Source organism: Streptomyces sp. NPDC002018 (genome assembly GCF_042890865.1).
Taxonomy (GTDB): Bacteria; Actinomycetota; Actinomycetes; order Streptomycetales; family Streptomycetaceae; genus Streptomyces.
The window spans coordinates 221,346-241,926 of the sequence record NZ_JBIASO010000008.1; the positions used below are offsets into that span (position 1 = coordinate 221,346).

Here is a 20,581-nt window from a genome sequence, read left to right on the forward strand (position 1 = left end):
TCCCCGCGGCGGGCCGGCCCGGCGGTGCCGTCCGAGACGGGTCCGGCCCGGCGGTCCCGTTCCGGGCTCCGCCCGCGCCCCCGCCAGCGTCTCCCCCGCCTCCGCCCCGCCCCGGTTCCTCCGGGACCGGGGCGGGGTGCGGCGGGGCCGTACGGGCCGCCCGCGCCGTACGGATGTGTGTCCAGCAGTCGGACGCGGGTTTCGGTCCCGCCGCCGCCCGCCGGTAGGGTGACGGGGATCTGTCCGGACGATGGGGTCCGGCCGTCGGCCCACGTTGCAAAGGTATCCCGGGCAATGCGAATTGGTGTGCTCACCTCAGGCGGCGACTGCCCCGGCCTCAATGCCGTGATCAGGTCCGTCGTACACCGCGCCGTCGTGGACCACGGCGACGAGGTGATCGGATTCCACGACGGCTGGAAGGGCCTTCTGGAGTGCGACTACCGCAAGCTCGACCTGGACGGCGTCGCCGGCATCCTGGCGCGCGGCGGCACGATCCTCGGCTCGTCCCGGGTCCAGCCCGCGCATCTGCGGGACGGTGTGGAGCGGGCCAGGGGGCATGTGGCGGAGCTGGGTCTCGACGCGATCATCCCGATCGGCGGTGAGGGCACCCTCAAGGCGGCCCATCTGCTCTCCGAGGCCGGGCTGCCCATCGTCGGCGTACCGAAGACCATCGACAACGACATCGCCTCGACCGATGTGACCTTCGGCTTCGACACGGCCGTCGGTGTCGCCACGGAGGCGCTGGACCGGCTGAAGACCACCGCCGAGTCCCACCAGCGGGTCCTGATCGTCGAGGTCATGGGGCGGCACACCGGCTGGATCGCCCTGCACTCCGGGATGGCCGCCGGTGCCCACGCCATCGTCGTGCCCGAGCGCCCCTTCGACATCGGCGAGCTGACCGAGCTGGTCGGCAAGCGCTTCTCCGCGGGCAAGCGGTTCGCGATCGTGGTGGTCGCGGAGGGCGCGAAGCCGCGCGAGGGCTCCATGGAGTTCGACGAGGGCGGCAAGGACGTCTACGGGCACGAGCGGTTCGCGGGCGTGGCCCGGCAGCTCTCCATCGAGCTGGAGGAGCGGCTCGGCAAGGAGGCCAGGCCGGTGATACTCGGGCATGTCCAGCGCGGTGGCACCCCCACGGCGTACGACAGGGTCCTGGCCACCCGCTTCGGCTGGCACGCGGTCGAGGCCGCGCACCGGGGCGAATTCGGCATGCTGACGGCGCTGCGCGGTACGGACATCGTCATGGTGCCGCTGGGCGAGGCCGTGGAGACGCTCAAGACGGTGCCCGCGGAGCGGTACGCCGAGGCGGAGTGCGTGCTCTGACCCTGGGCCCCAGGAAGGGCGCGAGGGCCCCGTCCCGTACGAAGGCGTGGAACCGCCCCCGGCCGCCGTTGCGGCCGGGGGCGGTTCCACGTCCTGTCCGGCCCGTCCCGTACGGTCCGGGGGCGGACGGCGCCCTGTTCCGGGCAGGGCCTAGGCTGGTGCGGACAACCGGCACGAATCCGGCCGGGGTGAGCGGTCACGTCCCACGGGAGCACACGGATGGATCACAGCGGGCACGGCACGACCATGGATCTGCCGCCGTTCACGCTGGGACGGGCACTGGAGTACTCCCCCGACCTCTTCTTCCTGATCGGCTGCCTGCTGGCGCTCGCCCTGTACGGCTGGGGTGTGGTGCGGCTGCGCCGGCGCGGTGACGCCTGGCCCGTGGGCCGTACCGTCGCGTTCGTCCTCGGCGTGCTGACCGTGGCGCTGGTGATGTGCACCTCGCTGAACGACTACGGCATGGTCATGTTCAGCGTGCACATGGTCCAGCACATGGTGATCAGCATGGTCTCCCCGATCCTGCTGCTGCTCGGGGCCCCGGTGACGCTGGCGCTGCGTGCGCTGCCGGTCGCGGGCCGCGGCCGCAAGGGCCCGCGCGAGCTGCTGCTCGCGGTGCTGCACAGCCGCTACGTGCGGATCATCACGCATCCCGCGTTCACCATCCCGCTCTTCATCGCGAGCCTGTACGGGCTGTACTTCACCCCTCTCTTCGACTTCCTCATGGGTTCCAGGGCGGGGCACATCGCGATGATGGTGCACTTCCTCGCGGTCGGTCTGGTCTTCTTCTGGCCGATCATGGGCATCGACCCGGGACCGCACCGGCCCGGCCATCTCCTGCGGATGCTGGAACTCTTCGCCGGCATGCCGTTCCACGCCTTCTTCGGGATCGCGCTGATGATGGCGACCGAGCCGATGGTCGCCGCGTACCGCGATCCCCCGGGCTCGCTGGGGATCGACGCCCTCAGCGACCAGAACGCGGCGGGCGGCATCGCCTGGGCGTTCAGCGAGATCCCCTCGGTGCTGGTGCTGATCGCGCTGGTCTACCAGTGGTACCGCTCGGAACAGCGGCAGGCGCGGCGCTCCGACCGGGCCGCCGACCGTGACGGTGACAAGGAGCTGGCGGAGTACAACGCGTATCTCGCCTCGCTCAGGGCCCGGAGCCAGTAGCGCGAACCCCCTGTCGCGGGCGACGATGGGCGTCACGGCCCCGGCCCCCGGAGGAGGACCCAGATGTCCGGATCCACGAAGACGATGGGCGTGGTGACCGTCGGTGCGCTGGTCCTGGTGACGGGCTACACGGCGGTGCTCGGCAGCAATGGATGGCTCTGGTTCGGGTGGGTGGTGCTGGGGCTGATCACGATCGCCATGATCGCCGCACGCGGACGCTGACGACACGGACGCTGACGACACGGACGCTGACGACACGGGCGCCGGCGACACCGGGCCGGCGGATCACCGCACCGGGCCGGCGGGCCCTTCCGACATTCGACGGGCGGCCCCGGACAGGGCCTACGCCGTGTCCGGGGCCGCCCGTCGAGAGATCCCGCGACGGTGTGCCGGGGTCAGTTGGAGTCGGTGACGCGGAGCGAGGGCTTGCCGTTCACGCTCGACGCCTTGGCGGCCCCGAGGGTCCCGTTCCTCAGCGAGTCGAGGATGGCCATGCCCTGGCCGACCAGACCCGCCGCCATGTCGTTGACCCCGTCGGTGCCGTTCAGAACGGTCAGATTGGCCCCCGACATGCCCCGGGAGGCCGCCTCGGCAAGCGCCGGCAGATTCTCCACGATGCGGTTGGCCGCGATGAGTTCCTGGTTGCCGTCCTTCAGCGAGCCGGCGCGGGCGGTGTTCGCGTCGGCCTGCGCCTGGGCGAGGGTGCGCTCGGTGTACGCGCCGCCGTCCGCCTCGAACCTCGCCCGGTCACGCGCGGCCTCCGCGAGGGTGCGCTGGCGGTACGCCTCGGCGTCGGCCGGGCGCCTGACCTCGGCCTCCAGCCGCTGTGCGGCCAGGAGCGCCTGACGCTCGGCCAGGGCCGTCTGCTCCTCGATGGTCTCCTGCGAGGACCTGGCCTCGGCCAGCGGTCCCGCCTGTGCGGCGCGGGCGTTGACCTGCTCCGTCTCGGCGTGGAAGCCGGCCCGCTTGATCGCGGTGTCCCGTTCGTACTCGGCCTTGAGCGCGGCGGCCTGCTGCTCGCGCTCGGCCGCCTCCTGGTCCGCCTTGGCCTGCGCGATCCGCGCCTGGCTCGCGACGGCCGCCGCGTGCGGGGCGGCCAGATTGTCGATATAGCCGGTGGCGTCGTCGATCTCCTGGATCTGGAGCGCGTCCACGACGATCCCGAGCTTCTCCATCTCGCTGTGGCTGCCCTGCTTCACTTCCTGGGCGACCCGGTCACGCTCGCGGATGATCTGTTCCACGGTCAGCCCGCCGACGATGGAGCGGAGGTGACCGGCGAAGATCCGGCCGACCAGTTCCTCCATCCGTTCCTGTTCCGCCAGGAAGCGGCGGGCGGCGTTGGCGATGGACACGGCGTCGTCACCGACCTTGAACACCGCCACCGCGCGGACCCTGAGCCTGATGCCCTGCTGGGTGACGCAGTCCTCGACGATCTCCGCTTCCCGCAGGGCCAGGGACAGCATGCGGGCCTTCTGCTTGACGGGCATCACAAAGCTGCCGTGACCGGTGACGATACGGAACTGGGTGTCCTGCGCCTGTCGTTTGGAGCCGGATATGAGCATCGCCTCGTTGGGCGCGGGAACATGCCAGAACAGCATGACGGACTCCTGTCGTGCTACTTCAGATGGTGCTGCCTGAGATGAGATCTGGAACAAATCAGGCGGGGAAGGGCTCCACGATCACCGAGCGCGCCGAGACGCACTCCACGACGATCACACGGAGGTTTCTGCCGACCGGGTGGTCCGCCCAGGCCGCGTAGGCCTCGGAGCCGCCCCGTACGGAAATCAGAACCTCACCGGGGCCGTCCGCCGGAATCGGAACGGTCACCCTGCCGATCGCGCCGACCGGGCTCTGTTCGGATTCATCTGCCGCGCACATACGTCGTTGCCCGCGTCCGTACACCCGGTTCATCAGCCGCGATCATGGGACCACGCCTCCTGGAGGACCACGCCTCCGACCTCGTCCTTCATCGAGGACGCCCCCGGCGAAACGGCCGACGGCGACATACCCTCGATAGATTCACACTACTCCGCGGGCATCAGGAGAGCGTGCCGACGGGAGAGGCCGCCGTGCCCTCACGTGTCGGTGAGGGTGCCCCTCAGGGGCCCGCGAAGACACCAAGCCGCGCCGTACGGGCGACGGCCCGGCCGGGCCGAGAAGGCGGGGCCGGGCCGTCGCGAGGGGCCGGGGCGGGGAGCGTGGCGGATCAGTGGCTCTTGCGGGCCACCGCGCCGTACATGGCGATGTCACGGTCGTCGATGGGCGGCCGACCGGGCTCGGGCCGCCAGTGATGGACCTGGGTCAGCCCGGGTTCGACCAGGTCGAGGCCGGCGAAGAAGCTCTCGGCCTCGGCGCGGGTGCGGAGCTGCATGGGCATACCGCGGCTGGCGTACTCGACGGCGACCCTGCCGACCTCGACCGGGGCGAAATCGGCGGTGCCGATGGTCATGGCCAGGAAGCTGCCCACCGGCAGCGGGTCGAGAAGACGCCGGACGAGACCGTGGTCGTCGTCGCTGTCGAGTATGAAGTGCAGAATGCCGATGATCATGAGGCCGACGGGCTCCTTCAGATCCAGGAGTTCCTGGAACTCCTCGGAGCCGATGATCGCCTCGGGATCACGCATGTCGGCGTCGACATACGCGGTGCGGCCCTCGGGAGAGCTGGTCAGCAGCGCGCGGGCGTGGGCCAGCACGATCGGGTCGTTGTCGACGTAGACGACCCGGGCGTCGGGGCGCTCCTCCTGCACGACCTCGTGCACATTGGGCGAGGTGGGCAGTCCTGTGCCGATGTCCAGGAACTGGCGGATGCCCTCCTCCCGCGCGAGATGACGGGCCGCGCGGTGCATGAACTCCCGGTTGGCGCGCATATGGACGGGGAGCGCGGGCCACCCCACACACATCGCGTCGCCGGCCTCCTGATCGACCGGATAGTTGTCCTTGCCGCCCAGGATGTAGTCGTAGACGCGCGCCGAATGCGCCTCGCCGGTGTTGAATCGGTCGTCCGGAGAGCCCTGCGGTGCCACCTTCACTCCTTCCGGGTACCCGGACCCGCGCCCGGCGGACGCCCGTGTACCAGTTCCGGTCCGTACGGTGCGCGGCCGGGACCGGCCCCGATCAAAGCCTTGGCCTGAGTCTAAGCGCTCAGTGATCTCTCACGGTATGAACAGGCCACATGGGCGGACCGACTTCGGCGCACGGCATCCCAGGAGGCGAGTACGGCGGAACCGGAGGAGGACGGCGGGACCGGAGTGGGCCGGAGCGGGGGACCGGAGTGGGCCGGAGTGAAGGGGTCAGCCGCCTTCCGTCTGCCGGATCTGCTCGCCCAGATGGTCCGTGCTGAGATCGGCCTCCAGGAACTTCCCCGACCGGGGCAGGCTCAGATGGAACTCCGACGCCGTGCTGATGGCGATCTCGCCCTCGTCCAGCCGGAAGTCCAGGGCATGGCCGCCGCTCTCACGAGCGGCGTCGAGGAAGTGCAGATGGTAACCGGCCACCGAGATGCCCTGCTCGTAGTCGGGTGAGCGGAATCCGGCGAGCGTTCCCCCGGTGTCCGTGAAGGTCCTCTCCACCTGCCCCTCGGTGGCCTGGACCAGGGGGCGATAGGGCGGTGTCTGCTCCATGACCGTACGGGTGCGGACCGAACCGAAGGCGCCGGTGATCCGGATGGCGTGGACGAGATTCGCGCTGGGGATCACCCTGTCGATCAGCGCGATGACGGCGGCCCGCTCCGTCGGCTCCGTGACCCGGATGGATCCCTGGGGGTCGAACCGGGTCACGACGGCGAAGGGCGTACGGGCCGTGGGCACGGCCACGGCGGCGCTGCCGTCCGACCACAGGTGGTAGCAGGTGCCGTCGAGGATGACCATCTCGCCGTCGAGCCGGTTGAACGTACCGAGACCGAAGTCGCCGTGGGTCAGCAACTCGGCGATGGTGACATCCCCTTCGTAGACCCCGTCGAGCAGGGCGCCCATCGTGGACGACTGATAGATCTCGCGGGCGGGACGGGCCCGGCGGCGGAGCGCCGGGTCCCCGAGACGGTGCGCGATCATCGTGCGCGCCCAGCGCCGGAACCGCTCTGTCGAGGCGTGGTGGTCGGACGCAGTCATGTCTGCCCGCTCTCCTGTGCTGCCGAGGTCACCGGACTCGGTCGTCGTACGGGGGCCCCGTAGCGGGTCCTCGTACGGGGGCACCGTGCCCGGTCGCCCTGCCCGGTCGCCCTGCCCGGTCGCCGTGGTCGGTCATGCGAAGCCGCCGTCCCGGTCATTCGAAGACGTCGTCGTGGAGCTGGGCGGCCAGTTCGGTGTTGTGGCTGTAGTCCACCGGCACATCGATGAGGGAGGGCCCCTCCTCCGCGAGCGCCCGGCGCAGTGCCGAGGTGAACTCGTCCTGGGTCGTGACCCGGCAGCCGTGCGCCCCGAACGCCTCGGCGTACTTCACGAGGTCGTAGTCGCCGAGCCGGACGCCCGACTTCCTGCCGTACTTCAGCAGTTCCTGGAAGCCGACCATGTCGTAGGTGTTGTCCCGCATCAGTACATGCGTGAAGGTCAGCCCGAGCCGCACAGCGGTCTCCAACTCCTGCCCGGAGAAGAGGAATCCGCCGTCGCCCGATACGGAGACCACCTGGGTGCCGGGGCGCACCATACTGGCCGCCATGGCCCAGGGCAGGCCCACGCCGAGCGTCTGCTGCCCGTTGGAGAACAGCAGGTGCCGCGGCTCGTGGACCCGGAAGTGACGGGCCATATGGATATACACCGATCCGATGTCGCAGGTGACGGTGGCGTCCTCGTCCAGCGCGTCGCGCAGACCCAGGACGACGGCCACCGGGTTGAGCCCGTCGCCCGTGGGGACGGCGGCGCGGGCCCTCTCGTCGATCTCGGCCAGCTCCCGCCGGCGACGGGCGATACCGGCCTGGTACGCCTCGCCCCGGACCAGTCCGGCCAGCGGCTTCACCAGTTCGGTGAGCGTCGCGGCCACCGCGCCGCGCAGTTCCAGCGTCGGCTGGTAGTGGTTGTCGACCGCCGCCGGGATCGAGTCGATGTGCACGACCGTACGGTCCACATCGGTGTTCCACAGGACCGGGTCGTACTCGACGGGGTCGTATCCGACGGTGACCAGGACATCCGCCTCGGCCACGACGGCATCACCCGGCTGATTGCGGAAGAGACCGACCCGGCCGACGTAATACCGTTCCAGGTCGCGGGACATGACGCCGGCCGCCTGGAACGTCTCGACCACCGGGAGCCCGGTCTCCACGACCAGCGCCCGCAGCGCGGCGCAGCTTCCTGGGTCCGCGGCCCGGGTCCCCACCAGCAGGACCGGCCGCCGCGCGCCGCGGATGAGATCGGCCGCCTGCCAGATCGTCTCCACCGGGGCGGGGCCGAGCGACGGTACGGGCAGCAGTCGGCTGATCCCGGCGGTGGTCGGGGCCGCCAGGACGTCGGACGGCAGGATCACCGCGGCCGATCCCCGCGGCTCCGTGGTGGCGGCCCGGAACGCGTTGACGACCGTCTCCGGCACATTGTCGGGATCGTTGACCTCACCGGTGAACTTGGTCACCGTCCTGAGCAGCGTGGCGGCGTCCATCGACTGGTGCGTCCGCTTGAGTCTGTCCTCCCGGCCGACCGCGCCGCACAGGGCCACGACGGAGTCCTGCTCGGTATTCGCGGTCAGCAGACCGGTGGCGAGATTGGCCGTACCGGGACCGGAGGTCACCAGGACCACCCCCGGAATACCGGTCAGCCTGCCCATCGCCGCCGCCATGAACACGGCGTTCTGCTCATGCCGGCAGACCACCAACCGCGGTCCCATGTCGGCCAGTACGTCGTAGACGGCGTCTATCTTCGCTCCCGGGACCCCGAAGACATACGGAACTCCCTGCGCCCGCACCGTCTCGACCGCCCGCTGCGCGCTGCGTACCGGATCCGCGCGCTTCCCGCTCATGGCGACGTCCTCTCCGCGCGCGTCCTGCCCCTCCGCTTCTCTTCCGCTTCCCCTCCGCCTGTGCTGCTCCGCGCGCCCTCGCTTCGTTCGTCCCACTGTATTTTGCGGGCCAAGTGGTCACATCTTGGGCGCTTCGACCGCCCGTACGGTCACGTAAAGAATCCGCTCGATCACGGAAGGCCGCCAGTCTCGCCCTCACCGGGAGAACCCGGCCGGCCACCCGGGGGGGGGATCCCCCCCGACCCGGCCGGATCCGGCCGCCAACCGCCCCTGACGTGCCGGCACCCAACCCTCTTCACCAGCCACCCAGTTGAGTGAGCCGCGATTTGACAGGCACTCAGACACGCCACTAGACCTAGCGACATGACATTCATTTCCAATAGAACGGCCCACTGATGCGTGTCGCGTTCGCCGGAAAGGGCGGCAGCGGCAAGACCACCCTGTCGGCTCTCTTCTCCCGTCATCTCGCGCGCTCCGGCGCGCCCGTCCTCGCCATCGACGGCGACATCAACCAGCATCTCGCCGATGCTCTCGGCGCCGGTGCGCCCGACTCCGGGCAGGACGGCTCGCGTATGGGCGGCTCGCGTATGGGCGGCCCACGTGTGGGCGGCTCACGTGTGGGCGGCTCCCCCGAGGGCGGCTCCGCCGGGGACGGCTCCTTCACCGCCCCACCGCTCAGTGCGCACCTCGGCGAGATCAAGGACACTCTGCGGGGCGAAAATCCGCTCATCGGCTCGCGGGAGGCCATGATCAAGACCACCCCGCCCGGCCGGGGCTCCACCCTGCTGCGCCTGCTCGGCGACGACCCGGTGCACACCCGCCATGTACAGGAGGTGGGCGGGGTTCCGCTGATGGTGACCGGAGAGTTCGACGAGAGCGATCTGGGCGTGGCCTGCTACCACTCCAAGCTCGGCGCGGTGGAGCTGTATCTCAACCATCTCGTGGACGGCCCCGGCGAGTATGTCGTGGTCGACATGACGGCGGGCGCGGACGCGTTCGCCTCGGGTCTGTTCACACGGTTCGATCTGACGGTCCTGGTCGCCGAGCCCACCCGCAAGGGCGTCTCGGTCCACCGCCAGTACCGCGACCACGCACGCGAGTTCGGGATTCCTCTGGCGGTCGTCGGCAACAAGGTCACCGGTGAGGACGATCTGCTCTTCCTCAAGGAGCATGTCGGTGACGACCTTCTGACCCACTGCGAGCAGTCGTCGTTCGTACGGGCCCAGGAGCAGGGGCGGGCCCGGGGGGACCTGGAGGCGCACAACCGGCACGCGCTGGACGTGATGCGCTCCGCGCTCGACGCCCGTACGAAGGACTGGGCCGCCTTCCAGAAGCATGCCGTCGAGTTCCATCTGCGCAACGCCAGGGCCTGGGCCAACCAGGCCACGGGCATCGACCTCGCCACGCAGATCGACCCGGACTTCCGGCACGGCCCGGACGCCCTGACGTCCTCACCCGCCGTGATGCCCACGGCCGCCGCGATGTCCACGGTCTGACGGGCACCGCCGACCCCCCACCCCATGAACAGCAACCGAGAGGACACCCTCGTCATGTCACTCGACGTCTCCCCCGAACTGCTCGCCGACGCCGAACAGGGCGAGGTCCGCGAGAAGGATTTCGTGGACACCGTGCGCGGCTCACTCCCGTACGCGTACCAGCTCATCGCCGGGCTGGTCGACGAACTGCGGTCCGGTTCCGCCGACTTCGCCGACAACCACACCCCGCCGCCCTCGGAGAAGGACCGCGGCCAGCTTCTGCGGGCGTTGTCCAGCGACGCGATCCGCGGCAGCCTGGAACGGCACTTCGGGGTGACCCTGGCCTTCATGAACTGCCACCGGGTCGCCGTCTTCCGCCCCGAGGCGGTCGGCGGCCGCGCGCACGTCCGGTTCACCTCCCTGCGCTCGCAGATCCTCAACCAGTCGCCCGAGTTCCGCGACTGCTGAACCCGCCGGTCCGCGGATCACACGGGCCCGGGTACGGGCCCCGCGCGGACCGGACGCCATCGATCGGCAGAGATACGGGCAGACCTGCCCCGGAGGCACGTGTCACTACGGTGAGTTACACATCTGTCGCATAGTGTGGCGACGGCCGATACGTCGTCCCGTCGTCGCGATGTGCTGGGCTCCGCCCTCGAACACCGTCCGGGACAGCCACGGTCCGCAGAACCCGGCGGCTGCCCGGGACCGGCCACGGTGGCCGGGCTCCGGGCAGCCGCGTCAGCCGTCAACGGTCAAGGGAGCGCAGTGAGCGACAACGAACCAGAACTGATCTACGGCCAGGGTGCCGAGGCCTGCCCCGAGGGGAGCTTCTGTCTCTACCGGGGCAGCAACTTCAACGCGGGTCAGACCCCGGGGCGTGGCGACAAGATCCTCGCCATCCCGACGGGCGCGCACGTCAACGACTTCTCCACCTACGGGTTCGACCACAGCGGTGACGGGGTGAGTGCCGTCGTCAACAACACCACCGAGGACAACGCGCTCTTCTCGGCCGCCGACCAGCAGGGGCACTCACTGCCGGTGGAGCGGGGCGGCTCGATCGCCGATCTGCGGGGGATCCCCATGGCCGGGAGTCCGAACGGCTCCTGGAACGACCAGGCCCAGTCGGCGCTGGCGGCCCGCTTCGTGGGGAACCTGCGGGTCGACCAGGAGCTGCGGGGCCACTGGGCGGAGGGCGCGGGGCACATCTACTCCTACCGGCTCACGATGCACGCCGAGGACACCCGCGTCATCAAGTGGGCCGTGGGCTTCGGTGACCTGCCGGAGGGAACCACGCTGTCCAAGAGCTTCATCGACGCCTTCTGGGGCGAGATCCTCCGCGACGGCACCGACGGCGCCGTCCTGCTCGGCTCCCCCAAGGGCGGCGGACACAGCGTCGATCCCGGGGCGGCCCTCCCCATCGACATCCAGGTCCTCCATCCCGACGAGGACCCCGCCCACGAACGTCTCACCGGTCTGCACGCCCAGCAACTGGGCTGATCCGGCACCCGGCCCGTAAGACACCCGACAGGCGCCCGACCGGGAAACCCCCGTCGGGCGCTTGGTGCTGTCGTCTCCGCACCGGCTTCTCCGCACCCGTTTCTCCGCACAGGCGCACCGAGTCGACCGGCGCACCGAGTCATACGGGCGTCGCAGGGACGCCGAGAGGATCAGAGCCGGGGCGGGCGCCCGCCGGAGCCGGCCGTTCGACGGTGCCGACCGTCGGCGGTACCGGGCGTCGTGCGCCTCGCGAGCGACGTCGATCTGTTCGATGTTCTGCTCGGCCCAGCGCGTCACGGCCTGAAGGACGGGCACCAGACTCTGCCCCAGTGGGGTCAGCTCGTAGTCCACGCGCACCGGCACGGCCGGGGTCACGGTGCGGGAGAGCAGACCGTCGCGTTCGAGGCGGCGCAAAGTCTGCGTCAGCATCTTCTGGCTCGCTCCCGCGACGGCACGCGCCAGCTCGCCGTAGCGGCGCGGGCCCTCGGCCAGCTCCTTGAAGACGAGAGCGACCCACTTCTCCCCCATGCGCTCCAGAAGCCGGTTGGTGGGGCAACTGGCAAAGCGGGCCTGGTGCGAGAGGCGGGCCTCCGCGTGTCGCTGCGCGGCGGTGCGCGTGGTCATGGCATCCCTTCGCGTGCGTCGGCCACCTTGAAGTGCGTACTCCTTCTCCACCGTAGCCCCGCCTAACGTCGGTCGTGAGCGCCCCCTCTCCGACCAAGGAGCGAACACACCATGACGACGATCGGCGTCCTCGGCTCCGGCAATGTGGCCCGAACCCTCGCCGGCGCACTGCACCACGCGGGGCACGAGGTCCTCGTGGGTTCCCGGAACCCGCAGAAGACATCCGCCGGCTGGGACGGTTCCGGAATACGCGTCACCGGCCTGCGGGACGCCGCCGGTTCGGCCGAGGTGGTCATCAACGCCACGCCCGGCTCGGCGTCGCTGGAGGTACTCACCGGCCTCGCGTCACGGCTGACGGGCAAGATCCTGGTCGACATCGCCAACGCCGCGGAATCCGGCTCCGACGGCTTCGCCTCGGTCCCCCTGTATCCGGGCAGCAGCCTGGCCGAGGAGATCCAGCGGGCGCTGCCCGACGTACGCGTGGTGAAGACCCTCAACACCATGCACGACTCCCTCATGGCCGACCCGTCCCAACTGACCGTCGCTCCCTCCGTCTTCGTGTCCGGGAACGATGCCGATGCCAAGAGGGCCGTCGGCGCCCTGCTCGCCGGACTGGGCTGGCCGCCGGAGTGGATCATCGACCTCGGGGATGTGACGACCGCCCGGGTGCCCGAGGCGTTCGTGCTGATGGTCGGCAGCCTTGTCCGTGCGCTGGGGCCCATACCCTTCGGCATGGCCGTCGCCCGATGAGACCCGGAGAACGCGGGGCTCCCCGGCCGGCGCGTCGTGGTGGCGGCCGCGGACGCGCTACGGGTTCAGTACGACCTTTCCTGCGACGGTGCCGGATTCGGCCAGCCGCAGGGCGTCGGCGATACGGGCGAGGGGCAGCTCGGCGGCGATCCGGGGCGTGATGTCACCGCGCTCCAGGGCCGCGAAGACCTGCGTGAGATCGGCGGACAACCGGGCCCGGAACCGGTTCTTCGCGAGGGCCCGGCCGGCCCAGACATTGAAGAAGTAGGCACGGCGGCGGTTGGGCAGCACGTTCCACAGCCACACCCGGCCGAGCAGCTTGAGGACGGGCCACTGCTTGGATCCCTCGTCGTCCCGGGTGGAGGCGCTGCCGTAGGAGACGAGCGTGCCGCCGGGCGCGAGGAGGCGCCAGGAGTCGACGATGCCCCGGCCACCGACATGGTCGAAGACGGCGTCGACGCCACCGGGGGCGAGCTCGCGGATCCGCGCGGGCATGTCTCCGGCGCGGTAGTCGACGGGGAGGACGCCCCGTTCCCGCAGGGAGTCGTGGTGGCGCGCCGACGCCGTGCCGATCACCTTCACGCCCGCGACCCGCGCGAGCTGGACCAGGACCGAGCCGACGCCGCCGTTGGCGCCGTGCACCACAATGGTCTGTCCCGCGCGGATACGTGCCGTGCGGTGCAGCATCTGCCAGGCGGTGATGCCGTTGACCACCACGGTCTCGGCCTCCGCCGCGCCGACCCCGTCGGGGACCTTCACCACGTCCGCCGCGTCCACGCTCACATGGCTGGCCCAGCCGCCGGTCTTGACCAGCGCGGCCACCCGGGTGCCGGCCAGGCCCGGTCCGACACCCTCGCCGGTCGCCAGCACCGTACCGACCAGGTCGTAGCCGGGCACGAAGGGGAACGCCGGCTGGTCGTAGTACCGGCCGCGGCGCATCTGCTGCTCGGCGAAGGAGATCCCGGTCGCCTCCATCCGGATCACGACCTGCCCCGGCCCCGGGGTGGGGACGGCTCCGTGCCGGATCTGAAGGCCTTCCGGCTCCACCCTGCCCGGCAGGACGACCTCGACAAGTCCTTCGGCGTTCATGACGGCCTCCACTGCACTCACTGTCGCGTTACCAAGCTTCGCGTTCGTTAGAAGTTATAACGCGATCGCGAAGTGAGTGTCAATAGATTCAGTGACACCTTCTAACGAAATCGTGAAGGCGTAGCCACGTACGCAGAAACCAGGGAGCCGTGCTCGTATTGGCGAGTACGTGTGCGCCCCGAGGCGCGTTCCCCTGCTCTCCGCCGCCTACCGTCGGAGGTAACGAGGAACGAGCCCCGGAAAGGAGCGGACGATGTCGGAGCTCAAGCGGGTGGAGCACGAATATGTCGTCGTGGGAGCCGGTTCATCGGGCAGTGTGATCGCACGGCGGTTGCTCGACCGTGGCCATAGCGTCCACATTCTGGAGGCCGGGCCGGAAGACACCAGTGAATCGGTGCACAGCCCCTCCTCCTGGCCCGCCCTGTTCGACAGCGAGCTCGACTGGGCGGTGCGGACGGTTCCGCAGAGGCACGCGAAGGACCGTTCCCTGCGGATGCCCAGAGGCAAGGTCCTGGGCGGCTGCGCGTCGGTGAACGGCATGATCTATATGCGCGGAGTCCGGAGCGACTACGACGACTGGAGCTACGGCGGCGCGACCGGCTGGGACTGGGAGAGCGTCTTCCCGTACTTCCTGAAGTCCGAGGACCACGAGGACGGAGCGAGCCGGTGGCATGGAGCGGAAGGTCCTCAGCCGGTCTGCCGGATCCAGGACCCTCACCCCATGGCGGCGGCGTTCGTCGACGCGGCCGTCTCCAGCGGCTTCCCGAAGACCGACGACTTCAACGGAGAGCACCCGCTGGGCGCGGGATTCAACCAGCTCACCATGCGGGACGGCAGGCGCGTGTCGACCTGGCGGTCCTTCATGACGCCGGTCCAGGAACGTCCCGCGCTCACCGTGACCACGCTCGCCCAGGCGCACCGCGTCCTCTTCGACGGCCGCCGGGCCGTCGGAGTCGAGTACAGCGTGCGCGGTGAGCCGCGCCGGGCCTACGCCTCCGCCGAGGTGGTGCTCAGCGCCGGTGTCATCGGCTCGCCCAAGCTGCTCCTGCTGTCGGGGATCGGTCCGGCCGGACACCTCAGGGAGATGGGCATCGAGGTCAGACATGACGTGCCGGGCGTGGGAGAGAACCTGCACGACCACCTCCTGGTCTCGAACATCTACGAGTCGACGAGGCCGCTGCCTGCGGGCAGATACAACATGATGGAGAGTCAGCTCTACTGCAAGAGCGACCCACGGCTGCTCGGACCCGACCTCCAGCCGGTCTTCATCCATCGCGTGTATCCGGCGGAGGGCTATCCGGTGCCCGAGCACGGATACACCATCGCCCCCGGCATCGTCCGGCCCCTGTCCCGAGGACGCCTGCGGCTCGCTGCCGCCGATCCGGAGCGCGCGCCGCTGGTCGATCCGCATGTGCTGGAGGCCCCGCACGACCTGGAGAGGCTGGTGGACGCGGTGGAGATCTGCCGCGAGATCGGCCATTCCTCGGCGTTCCGCGAATGGCGCAAGGCGGAGATCGCTCCCGGCCCTGCGGCCAGGACCCGTGACGATCTGCGTGCGTACGTACGGAGCGCCGCCGGCACCTACCACCACCAGGTCGGCACCTGCCGCATGGGCCAGGACGCGATGTCCGTCGTGGACCCGGAGCTGCGGGTCCACGGAGTGCGGTCGCTGCGCATCGCGGACGCCTCGGTCATGCCGGCCATTCCGTCCGGCAACACGCACGCGCCGTCGATGATGATCGGCGAGAAAGCCGCGGACCTCATCCTCTCCGACGCCTGAAGCCGGCCGGAACGCTGAATGCGGCGACCCGGTCGCGCCGGCCGGGCCCGCCCGGAACCGGCGTCACTCCCGCGGCCGGAGGCCGGCGCCGCGTACCCGCGCGGATCGTCTGATCTCGGCCGCGCTCTGTCCGTACTCGGCACGCAGTGTGCGGCTGAGGTGGGTGGCGTCCAGGACGCCCCAGTCCGCGGCGATCACGGAGGCGCCGCGGTGGCCCAGCGCAGGATCGCTGAGATCGTGCCTGATCCGTTCCATCCGGCGGCTGCGGATCCAGGCCGACAGCCTGATGTCACGCGGCTCCAGGATCTTGTACAGATAACGCACCGAGATCCGGTGCTCCGCGGCCACCGACTCCGCGCACAGGCACGGATCGGAGAGACGGCGCAGACAGTAGGCCAGCACCCGGTCGGCGAGTTCCTGACCGGGTGGCGCGACCGACGGACCGGCGATCGCGGACAGCGCGAGGGAGACCAGAGCGTCGGCGAGGTGCGGACCGTTGTCGCGAGCGAGACCCTCCAGGTCGTCGGCCGCGTCCCGGAGCAGCGTCGCCGCCAGCCGATGCGCACCCGAGTCGGCGGGTACGGCGCAGGCGGTCCGGCCTGCCACCTGGCCGAGGTACGGTCCCAGCAGTGTGCGCGGTATGCCGAGGACCACAAGATCGGCCGGCTCGGTGAAGCGCAGCACGTACGGCCGGACGGTCTCGTAGGCGACCAGCTCGTCAGGACCCAGCAGACAGCGCCGGCCGTCCTGCTCGATGCCCACCTGACCACGACCGCGCAGGGTGACTTTGACGAGTTCCTGGTCGTCGGAGCCGATGAGCCCGGGCGCGCGCCTCACCTCGCAGGCCGTGGCGCGGACCCGGGTCACGACGACATCCCCCGCGGTCGCGTGCCGCAGCGTGCCGCGGAAATCCCCGTCGTCGCCGTCCGGGACGACACGGAGCGGTGCGAACACCCGGGACCCCAGATGCTCCAGTCTCTCGGCCTGCTCGCGGCCGACCGCCGCGGCCCTCATGGGGACTTCCTCCCTGTCGCCCTACCGTCCGGCGCGATCGTCAGAAAAACACTCAATCATCATAATTCTATGCGATCTCACCATTGTCGAACGCAGCCGCCTCGTCGTCTTCCGGCACCACGGCACGCCGGATATCGGTGCGCGGCCACTCGACCTGTCCCCCTGGGGACGGTTACAACGGACGACACCTGCACATACACTTGCCTCCGCCGGGAACCCGGTTGACCTGGGACAATGCCGTCCTGGAGCCGGTCGGGCCAGTGAGGAGCGCACCCGTGTTCTACTACGTCCTCAAATATGTGCTGCTGGGGCCCCTGCTGCGGGTGCTCTTCCGGCCCCGGATCGAGGGGCTCGAACACATTCCGGCCGAAGGCGCGGCGATCGTCGCGGGCAATCACCTCTCCTTCTCCGACCACTTCCTGATGCCGGCGATCCTCAAACGGCGCATCACCTTCCTCGCCAAGGCCGAGTACTTCACCGGTCCCGGTCTCAAGGGGCGGCTGACCGCGTTCTTCTTCCGCAGCGCCGGGCAGATCCCGGTGGACCGCTCGGGGAAGGAGGCCGGGCGGGCGGCGATCCGGGAGGGGCTGGGGGTGCTGGCCAAGGACGAGCTGCTGGGGATCTATCCGGAGGGCACCCGCTCGCACGACGGACGGCTCTACAAGGGCAAGGTCGGGGTCGCGGTGATGGCGATCAGGGCGCAGGTGCCGGTGGTGCCGTGCGCCATGGTCGGTACGTTCGAGATCCAGCCGCCCGGTCAGGTCGTCCCCCGGATCAGAAGGGTCGCGATCCGCTTCGGTGAGCCGCTGGAGTTCTCGCGCTACGCCGGTCTGGAGAACGAGAAGGCCGCGGTCCGCGCGGTCACCGACGAGATCATGTACGCGATCCTCGGACTGTCCGGGCAGGAGTACGTCGACCGGTACGCCGCCGAGGTGAAGGCCGAGCAGGCGAAGACCGAGCCGGCGCGGAAGTTCCGGCGGCGGCCACGCTGACAGCGGATCCGCCACCGGCGAAAGCCCTGGGCGCCCGCCGCCGCATCCCTTTAGCGTCCCCGTATGAGCAGGGGACACGCAGTGGTGATCGGTGCGGCGGGACAGACGGGGCGGGTGGCCGTACAGGCGCTCGCCGAGGACGGCTGGGAGGTGACCGCCGCCTCGCTCGGCGGCGGCAGGGACGAGCACTGGCCCGGTGAGGTACGGGCGGTGCCGCTGGACCGCGAGGACGGCACGGCGCTGGCCGCGCTGCTGGGCGACGGCCGCGATGTGGTCGTCGACCTGGTGGCCTTCGGACAGGAACACGCCCGTCAGCTCACCGGACTCGCGGACCGGATCGGCTCCGCGGTCGTCGTCTCGACCGGCTCGGTGTACGAGGACGACCGGGGCCGCGGGTTCGACACCCAGGGCGAGCCGGACGGCGGTCCGCGTTATCCGGTGCCGATCCCGGAGACCTGGCGCACCGTGGCCCCGGGGGACACGACGTACAGCACGAGGAAGGTGCTGCTGGAGCGTGAGCTCCTCGGCGCGGGCGACGCGCTGCCGGTGACCCTGTTGCGGGCGGGGGCGATCCACGGCCCGTACTGCCGCACGCCGCGCGAGCTGTACTTCGTCAAGCGGCTGCTGGACGGCCGGACGCGGCGGGTGCTGGCGTACGGCGGCCGCAGCCGTTTCCATCCCGTCCATGTGGCCAATCTGGCCGAGCTGATCCGGCTCGCCGCGCTGAAGCCCGGCTCCCGGGTGCTCAACGCCGGGGATCCGCAGACGCCCACCGTCGCGGAGATCGGCGCGGAGATCGACGCGGTGCTGGGCCGGGAGACGGAGACGGTGCTGCTGGACGGGCCGCCGGAGGGGACCGTCGGGGACCACCCCTGGGCCGTCGAGCACCCCGTCGTCTATGACCTGGCCGCCGCCGGGCGGGAGTTGGACTACCGGCCGGTCACCGGCTACGCCGAGTCGCTGCCGGAGACGGTCGACTGGCTGGCCGGGCGGCTGCGCGGCCGGGACTGGGCGGACGCGTTCCCCAAGATGGCCGCGAACTACGGGCGCGACGCTCTCTTCGACTACGCGGCGGAGGACGCGTGGCTGGCGGAGTACGACCGGGGCCGGGGCGCCCGTTAGGTGCTGTCCGGTCGGTCTTCAGGTGCTGTCCGGTCGGTCTTCGTGGATCACAGGGCTTGGCAGAGACCGCGCGGGGAAGGGCGGGAAAAGGAGAGGGGGCGGCCGGTGGGACCGGCCGCCCCCGCTCCTCGGGGCCTTACGGCTTCGGCGTGGCGTGCGGAGCGCACGTCACATCGGCGCGGTCCAGCGCGCCGGTCAGCAGATACGCCTTCACCCGGTCGTTGACGCACGGGTTGGCCAGGTTGGTGATGCCGTGCGAACCGGCGTCCCGTTCGGTGATCAGACGCGAGCCCTTGAACCGCTTGTGCAGTTCGACGGCGCCCTCGTACGGCGTGGCGGCGTCACGCGTGGACTGCGTGATCAGCACCGGCGGCAGGCCCTTGCCGGTCCTGACCTCCGCCGGTGTCCCCTGCTTCACGCCCCAGGTGGCGCACGGCAGGTTCAGCCAGGCGTTGGCCCAGGTGAGGAACGGGTGGTCCCGGTGGAGCCGGGTGTTGTCCCGGTCCCAGGTCCGCCAGCTCGTGGGCCACTGCGCGTCGGCGCACTCGACGGCGGTGTAGACCGCGTTGCCGTTCTCGGCCGAGGCGTTGCCCTTGGTGTCGGACAGGTCCGGCCCGGCGGCGTCGACGAGCGCCTGGGTGTCACCGGCCAGGTAGTCGCTCCAGACGGAGGCGACCGGCACCCAGCTCGAGTCGTAGTACGGAGCGCTCTGGAAGAGGCCGATCAGCTCGGCGGGACCGACGATCCCACCGATCGGCTTCCTCTTGGCCTCGGCCCGCAGCTTCTCCCACTGCCGCTCGACCTGCGCGGGGGTGGCGCCGATGTGGAAGGCCGCGTCGTTCTGGGCGACCCACTTCATCCAGTCCTGGAAGCGCGTCTCGAAGGCGACGTCCTGGTCCAGGTTGGCCTGGTACCAGATCTTCTCCTTCGAGGGGTTCACCACGCTGTCGACGACCATGCGGCGCACATGCGTCGGGAACAGCGTGCCGTAGACGGCGCCGAGGTAGGTGCCGTAGGAGACGCCCAGGTAGTTGAGCTTCTTCTCACCGAGCGCGGCCCGGATGACATCCAGGTCCCGTGCGGTGTTGGGCGTCGTCATGTGCGGCAGCATCCAGCCGCTGCGCTCCTTGCAGCCGTCCGCGTACTCGGCCGCCAGCTTGCGCTGGGCGCGCTTGTCGGCCTCGCTGCCGGGAACGGGGTCCAGCTTGGGCGCCTTGACGAACTCCTGCGGGTCGACGCAGGAGATGGGGGTCGAGCGGCCGACTCCGCGCGGGTCGAAGCCCACGAAGTCGTACGCCTTCGCCGCGTCCGCCCAGATGGCGTTCTTGGTGACGACACGGCGGGGGAACGCCATGCCGGAGCCACCGGGACCGCCGGGGTTGTAGATCAGCGCGCCCTGGCGCTCGTCCTCGGTGCCCGTGTTGCCGATACGGTCGACAGCGAGCTTGATCTGCCGGCCGTTCGGCTTGCCGTAGTCGAGCGGCACGGTGACATAACCGCACTGGATGGGCTTCTCCAGTGACCAGTCGGCCGGGCAGTCCTGCCAGTCGATGCCCTTCTCGGCGGCCCGCTCCGCGGCGACCGTGGCGCCGTACGCGACCGGATCGCCGTGGTGACGGCCGTCGGCGTTCGCCGGAACGGCCGTCGCGCCCGCTATGAGCGCGCCCGCGAGCAGCGTGCCGGCCGAACCGAGCACTGCTGTGCCTCTCAAGTGGAACCTCCCCCTGTGTGCCGCGCTGCCGTGTGCAACGCGCGTTGATTGACTCTCCGGGATCCTTTCGTCTGGAAGGTCGCCAAGAACAGGCT

At 70.3% G+C, this 20,581-nt stretch carries 18 protein-coding genes and 1 pseudogene; 10 read left to right on the plus strand and 9 right to left on the minus strand.

The genetic code is table 11. The annotated features are described in order from the left end of the window. Nucleotides 1-294: 294 nt before the first annotated feature. The 3 genes from ACFYYH_RS15815 to ACFYYH_RS15825 all read left to right on the plus strand — a co-directional run bounded on the left by ACFYYH_RS15815 (nt 295) and on the right by ACFYYH_RS15825 (nt 2,712). A complete protein-coding gene (locus ACFYYH_RS15815; protein WP_388550946.1) occupies nt 295-1,320 on the plus strand; it encodes a 6-phosphofructokinase in 1,026 nt (341 codons plus the stop codon). Between the two features lie 219 nt (nt 1,321-1,539). Beyond that, a complete protein-coding gene (locus tag ACFYYH_RS15820; protein WP_388550947.1) occupies nt 1,540-2,490 on the plus strand; it encodes a cytochrome c oxidase assembly protein in 951 nt (316 codons plus the stop codon). 63 nt (nt 2,491-2,553) lie between these two features. Further along, entirely contained in the window at nt 2,554-2,712 is a 159-nt protein-coding gene (locus ACFYYH_RS15825; protein ID WP_388550949.1) for a hypothetical protein, read from the plus strand. 173 nt (nt 2,713-2,885) lie between these two features. On the opposite strand, the gene ACFYYH_RS15830 is transcribed toward ACFYYH_RS15825, so the two are convergent. The 5 genes from ACFYYH_RS15830 to alsS form a co-directional block, all read right to left on the minus strand. Continuing rightward, on the minus strand, nt 2,886-4,088 hold the full coding sequence (locus ACFYYH_RS15830) for an SPFH domain-containing protein (RefSeq protein ID WP_388550951.1): 1,203 nt from the start codon (nt 4,086-4,088) through the stop codon (nt 2,886-2,888). Between the two features lie 58 nt (nt 4,089-4,146). Continuing rightward, on the minus strand, nt 4,147-4,317 hold the full coding sequence (locus tag ACFYYH_RS15835) for a hypothetical protein (RefSeq protein WP_388550953.1): 171 nt from the start codon (nt 4,315-4,317) through the stop codon (nt 4,147-4,149). A 379-nt stretch (nt 4,318-4,696) separates the two neighbouring features. Further along, the gene (locus ACFYYH_RS15840; RefSeq protein ID WP_388550955.1) at nt 4,697-5,512 is read right to left on the minus strand and encodes an SAM-dependent methyltransferase; all 816 of its coding nucleotides are present in this window, start codon (nt 5,510-5,512) and stop codon (nt 4,697-4,699) included. A 267-nt stretch (nt 5,513-5,779) separates the two neighbouring features. Then, nucleotides 5,780-6,595, minus strand: a complete 816-nt coding sequence (gene budA, locus ACFYYH_RS15845) for an acetolactate decarboxylase (protein ID WP_388550957.1) — start codon at nt 6,593-6,595, stop codon at nt 5,780-5,782. Between the two features lie 154 nt (nt 6,596-6,749). Beyond that, on the minus strand, nt 6,750-8,429 hold the full coding sequence (gene alsS / locus ACFYYH_RS15850; RefSeq protein ID WP_388550958.1) for an acetolactate synthase AlsS: 1,680 nt from the start codon (nt 8,427-8,429) through the stop codon (nt 6,750-6,752). Nucleotides 8,430-8,824: 395 nt separating this feature from the next. On the opposite strand from alsS, the gene ACFYYH_RS15855 reads away from it, so the two are divergent. The 3 genes from ACFYYH_RS15855 (at nt 8,825) to ACFYYH_RS15865 (ending at nt 11,404) form a co-directional block, all read left to right on the plus strand. After that, nucleotides 8,825-9,925 carry an ATP-binding protein gene (locus ACFYYH_RS15855; RefSeq protein WP_388550959.1) on the plus strand — a complete coding sequence of 367 codons (1,101 nt, stop codon included), beginning with the start codon at nt 8,825-8,827 and terminating at the stop codon, nt 9,923-9,925. Nucleotides 9,926-9,979: 54 nt separating this feature from the next. After that, nucleotides 9,980-10,372 (plus strand): SCO5389 family protein, encoded by a 393-nt coding sequence (locus ACFYYH_RS15860; RefSeq protein WP_388551191.1) that lies wholly within the window; start codon nt 9,980-9,982, stop codon nt 10,370-10,372. 300 nt (nt 10,373-10,672) lie between these two features. Continuing rightward, nucleotides 10,673-11,404, plus strand: a complete 732-nt coding sequence (locus ACFYYH_RS15865; RefSeq protein ID WP_388550960.1) for a peptidase inhibitor family I36 protein — start codon at nt 10,673-10,675, stop codon at nt 11,402-11,404. A 276-nt stretch (nt 11,405-11,680) separates the two neighbouring features. Here ACFYYH_RS15865 and ACFYYH_RS15870 read toward each other — a convergent pair. After that, nucleotides 11,681-12,028: pseudogene (locus ACFYYH_RS15870) on the minus strand (winged helix-turn-helix transcriptional regulator); the annotation flags it as partial. A 111-nt stretch (nt 12,029-12,139) separates the two neighbouring features. On the opposite strand from ACFYYH_RS15870, the gene ACFYYH_RS15875 reads away from it, so the two are divergent. Then, nucleotides 12,140-12,778 (plus strand): NADPH-dependent F420 reductase, encoded by a 639-nt coding sequence (locus tag ACFYYH_RS15875; RefSeq protein WP_388550962.1) that lies wholly within the window; start codon nt 12,140-12,142, stop codon nt 12,776-12,778. A gap of 57 nt (nt 12,779-12,835) precedes the next feature. On the opposite strand, the gene ACFYYH_RS15880 is transcribed toward ACFYYH_RS15875, so the two are convergent. Continuing rightward, nucleotides 12,836-13,867: a medium chain dehydrogenase/reductase family protein gene (locus ACFYYH_RS15880; RefSeq protein ID WP_388550964.1), complete on the minus strand. Its 1,032-nt coding sequence runs from the start codon at nt 13,865-13,867 to the stop codon at nt 12,836-12,838. Nucleotides 13,868-14,120: 253 nt separating this feature from the next. Between ACFYYH_RS15880 and ACFYYH_RS15885 the strand changes: the two genes are divergently transcribed. Continuing rightward, on the plus strand, nt 14,121-15,647 hold the full coding sequence (locus ACFYYH_RS15885) for a GMC family oxidoreductase (RefSeq protein ID WP_388550965.1): 1,527 nt from the start codon (nt 14,121-14,123) through the stop codon (nt 15,645-15,647). A 63-nt stretch (nt 15,648-15,710) separates the two neighbouring features. On the opposite strand, the gene ACFYYH_RS15890 is transcribed toward ACFYYH_RS15885, so the two are convergent. Then, nucleotides 15,711-16,661 carry an AraC family transcriptional regulator gene (locus tag ACFYYH_RS15890; RefSeq protein WP_388550967.1) on the minus strand — a complete coding sequence of 317 codons (951 nt, stop codon included), beginning with the start codon at nt 16,659-16,661 and terminating at the stop codon, nt 15,711-15,713. A gap of 275 nt (nt 16,662-16,936) precedes the next feature. Here ACFYYH_RS15890 and ACFYYH_RS15895 point away from each other — a divergent pair, with 275 nt between their 5' ends. After that, nucleotides 16,937-17,653 carry a lysophospholipid acyltransferase family protein gene (locus tag ACFYYH_RS15895; protein WP_388550968.1) on the plus strand — a complete coding sequence of 239 codons (717 nt, stop codon included), beginning with the start codon at nt 16,937-16,939 and terminating at the stop codon, nt 17,651-17,653. Nucleotides 17,654-17,737: 84 nt separating this feature from the next. Next, nucleotides 17,738-18,775, plus strand: coding sequence for an NAD-dependent epimerase/dehydratase family protein (locus ACFYYH_RS15900; protein ID WP_388551193.1), 1,038 nt, complete (start codon nt 17,738-17,740; stop codon nt 18,773-18,775). A 136-nt stretch (nt 18,776-18,911) separates the two neighbouring features. Here ACFYYH_RS15900 and ACFYYH_RS15905 read toward each other — a convergent pair whose 3' ends face one another. Continuing rightward, nucleotides 18,912-20,486, minus strand: a complete 1,575-nt coding sequence (locus ACFYYH_RS15905; RefSeq protein WP_388550969.1) for an alpha/beta hydrolase — start codon at nt 20,484-20,486, stop codon at nt 18,912-18,914. Nucleotides 20,487-20,581 lie beyond the last annotated feature (95 nt).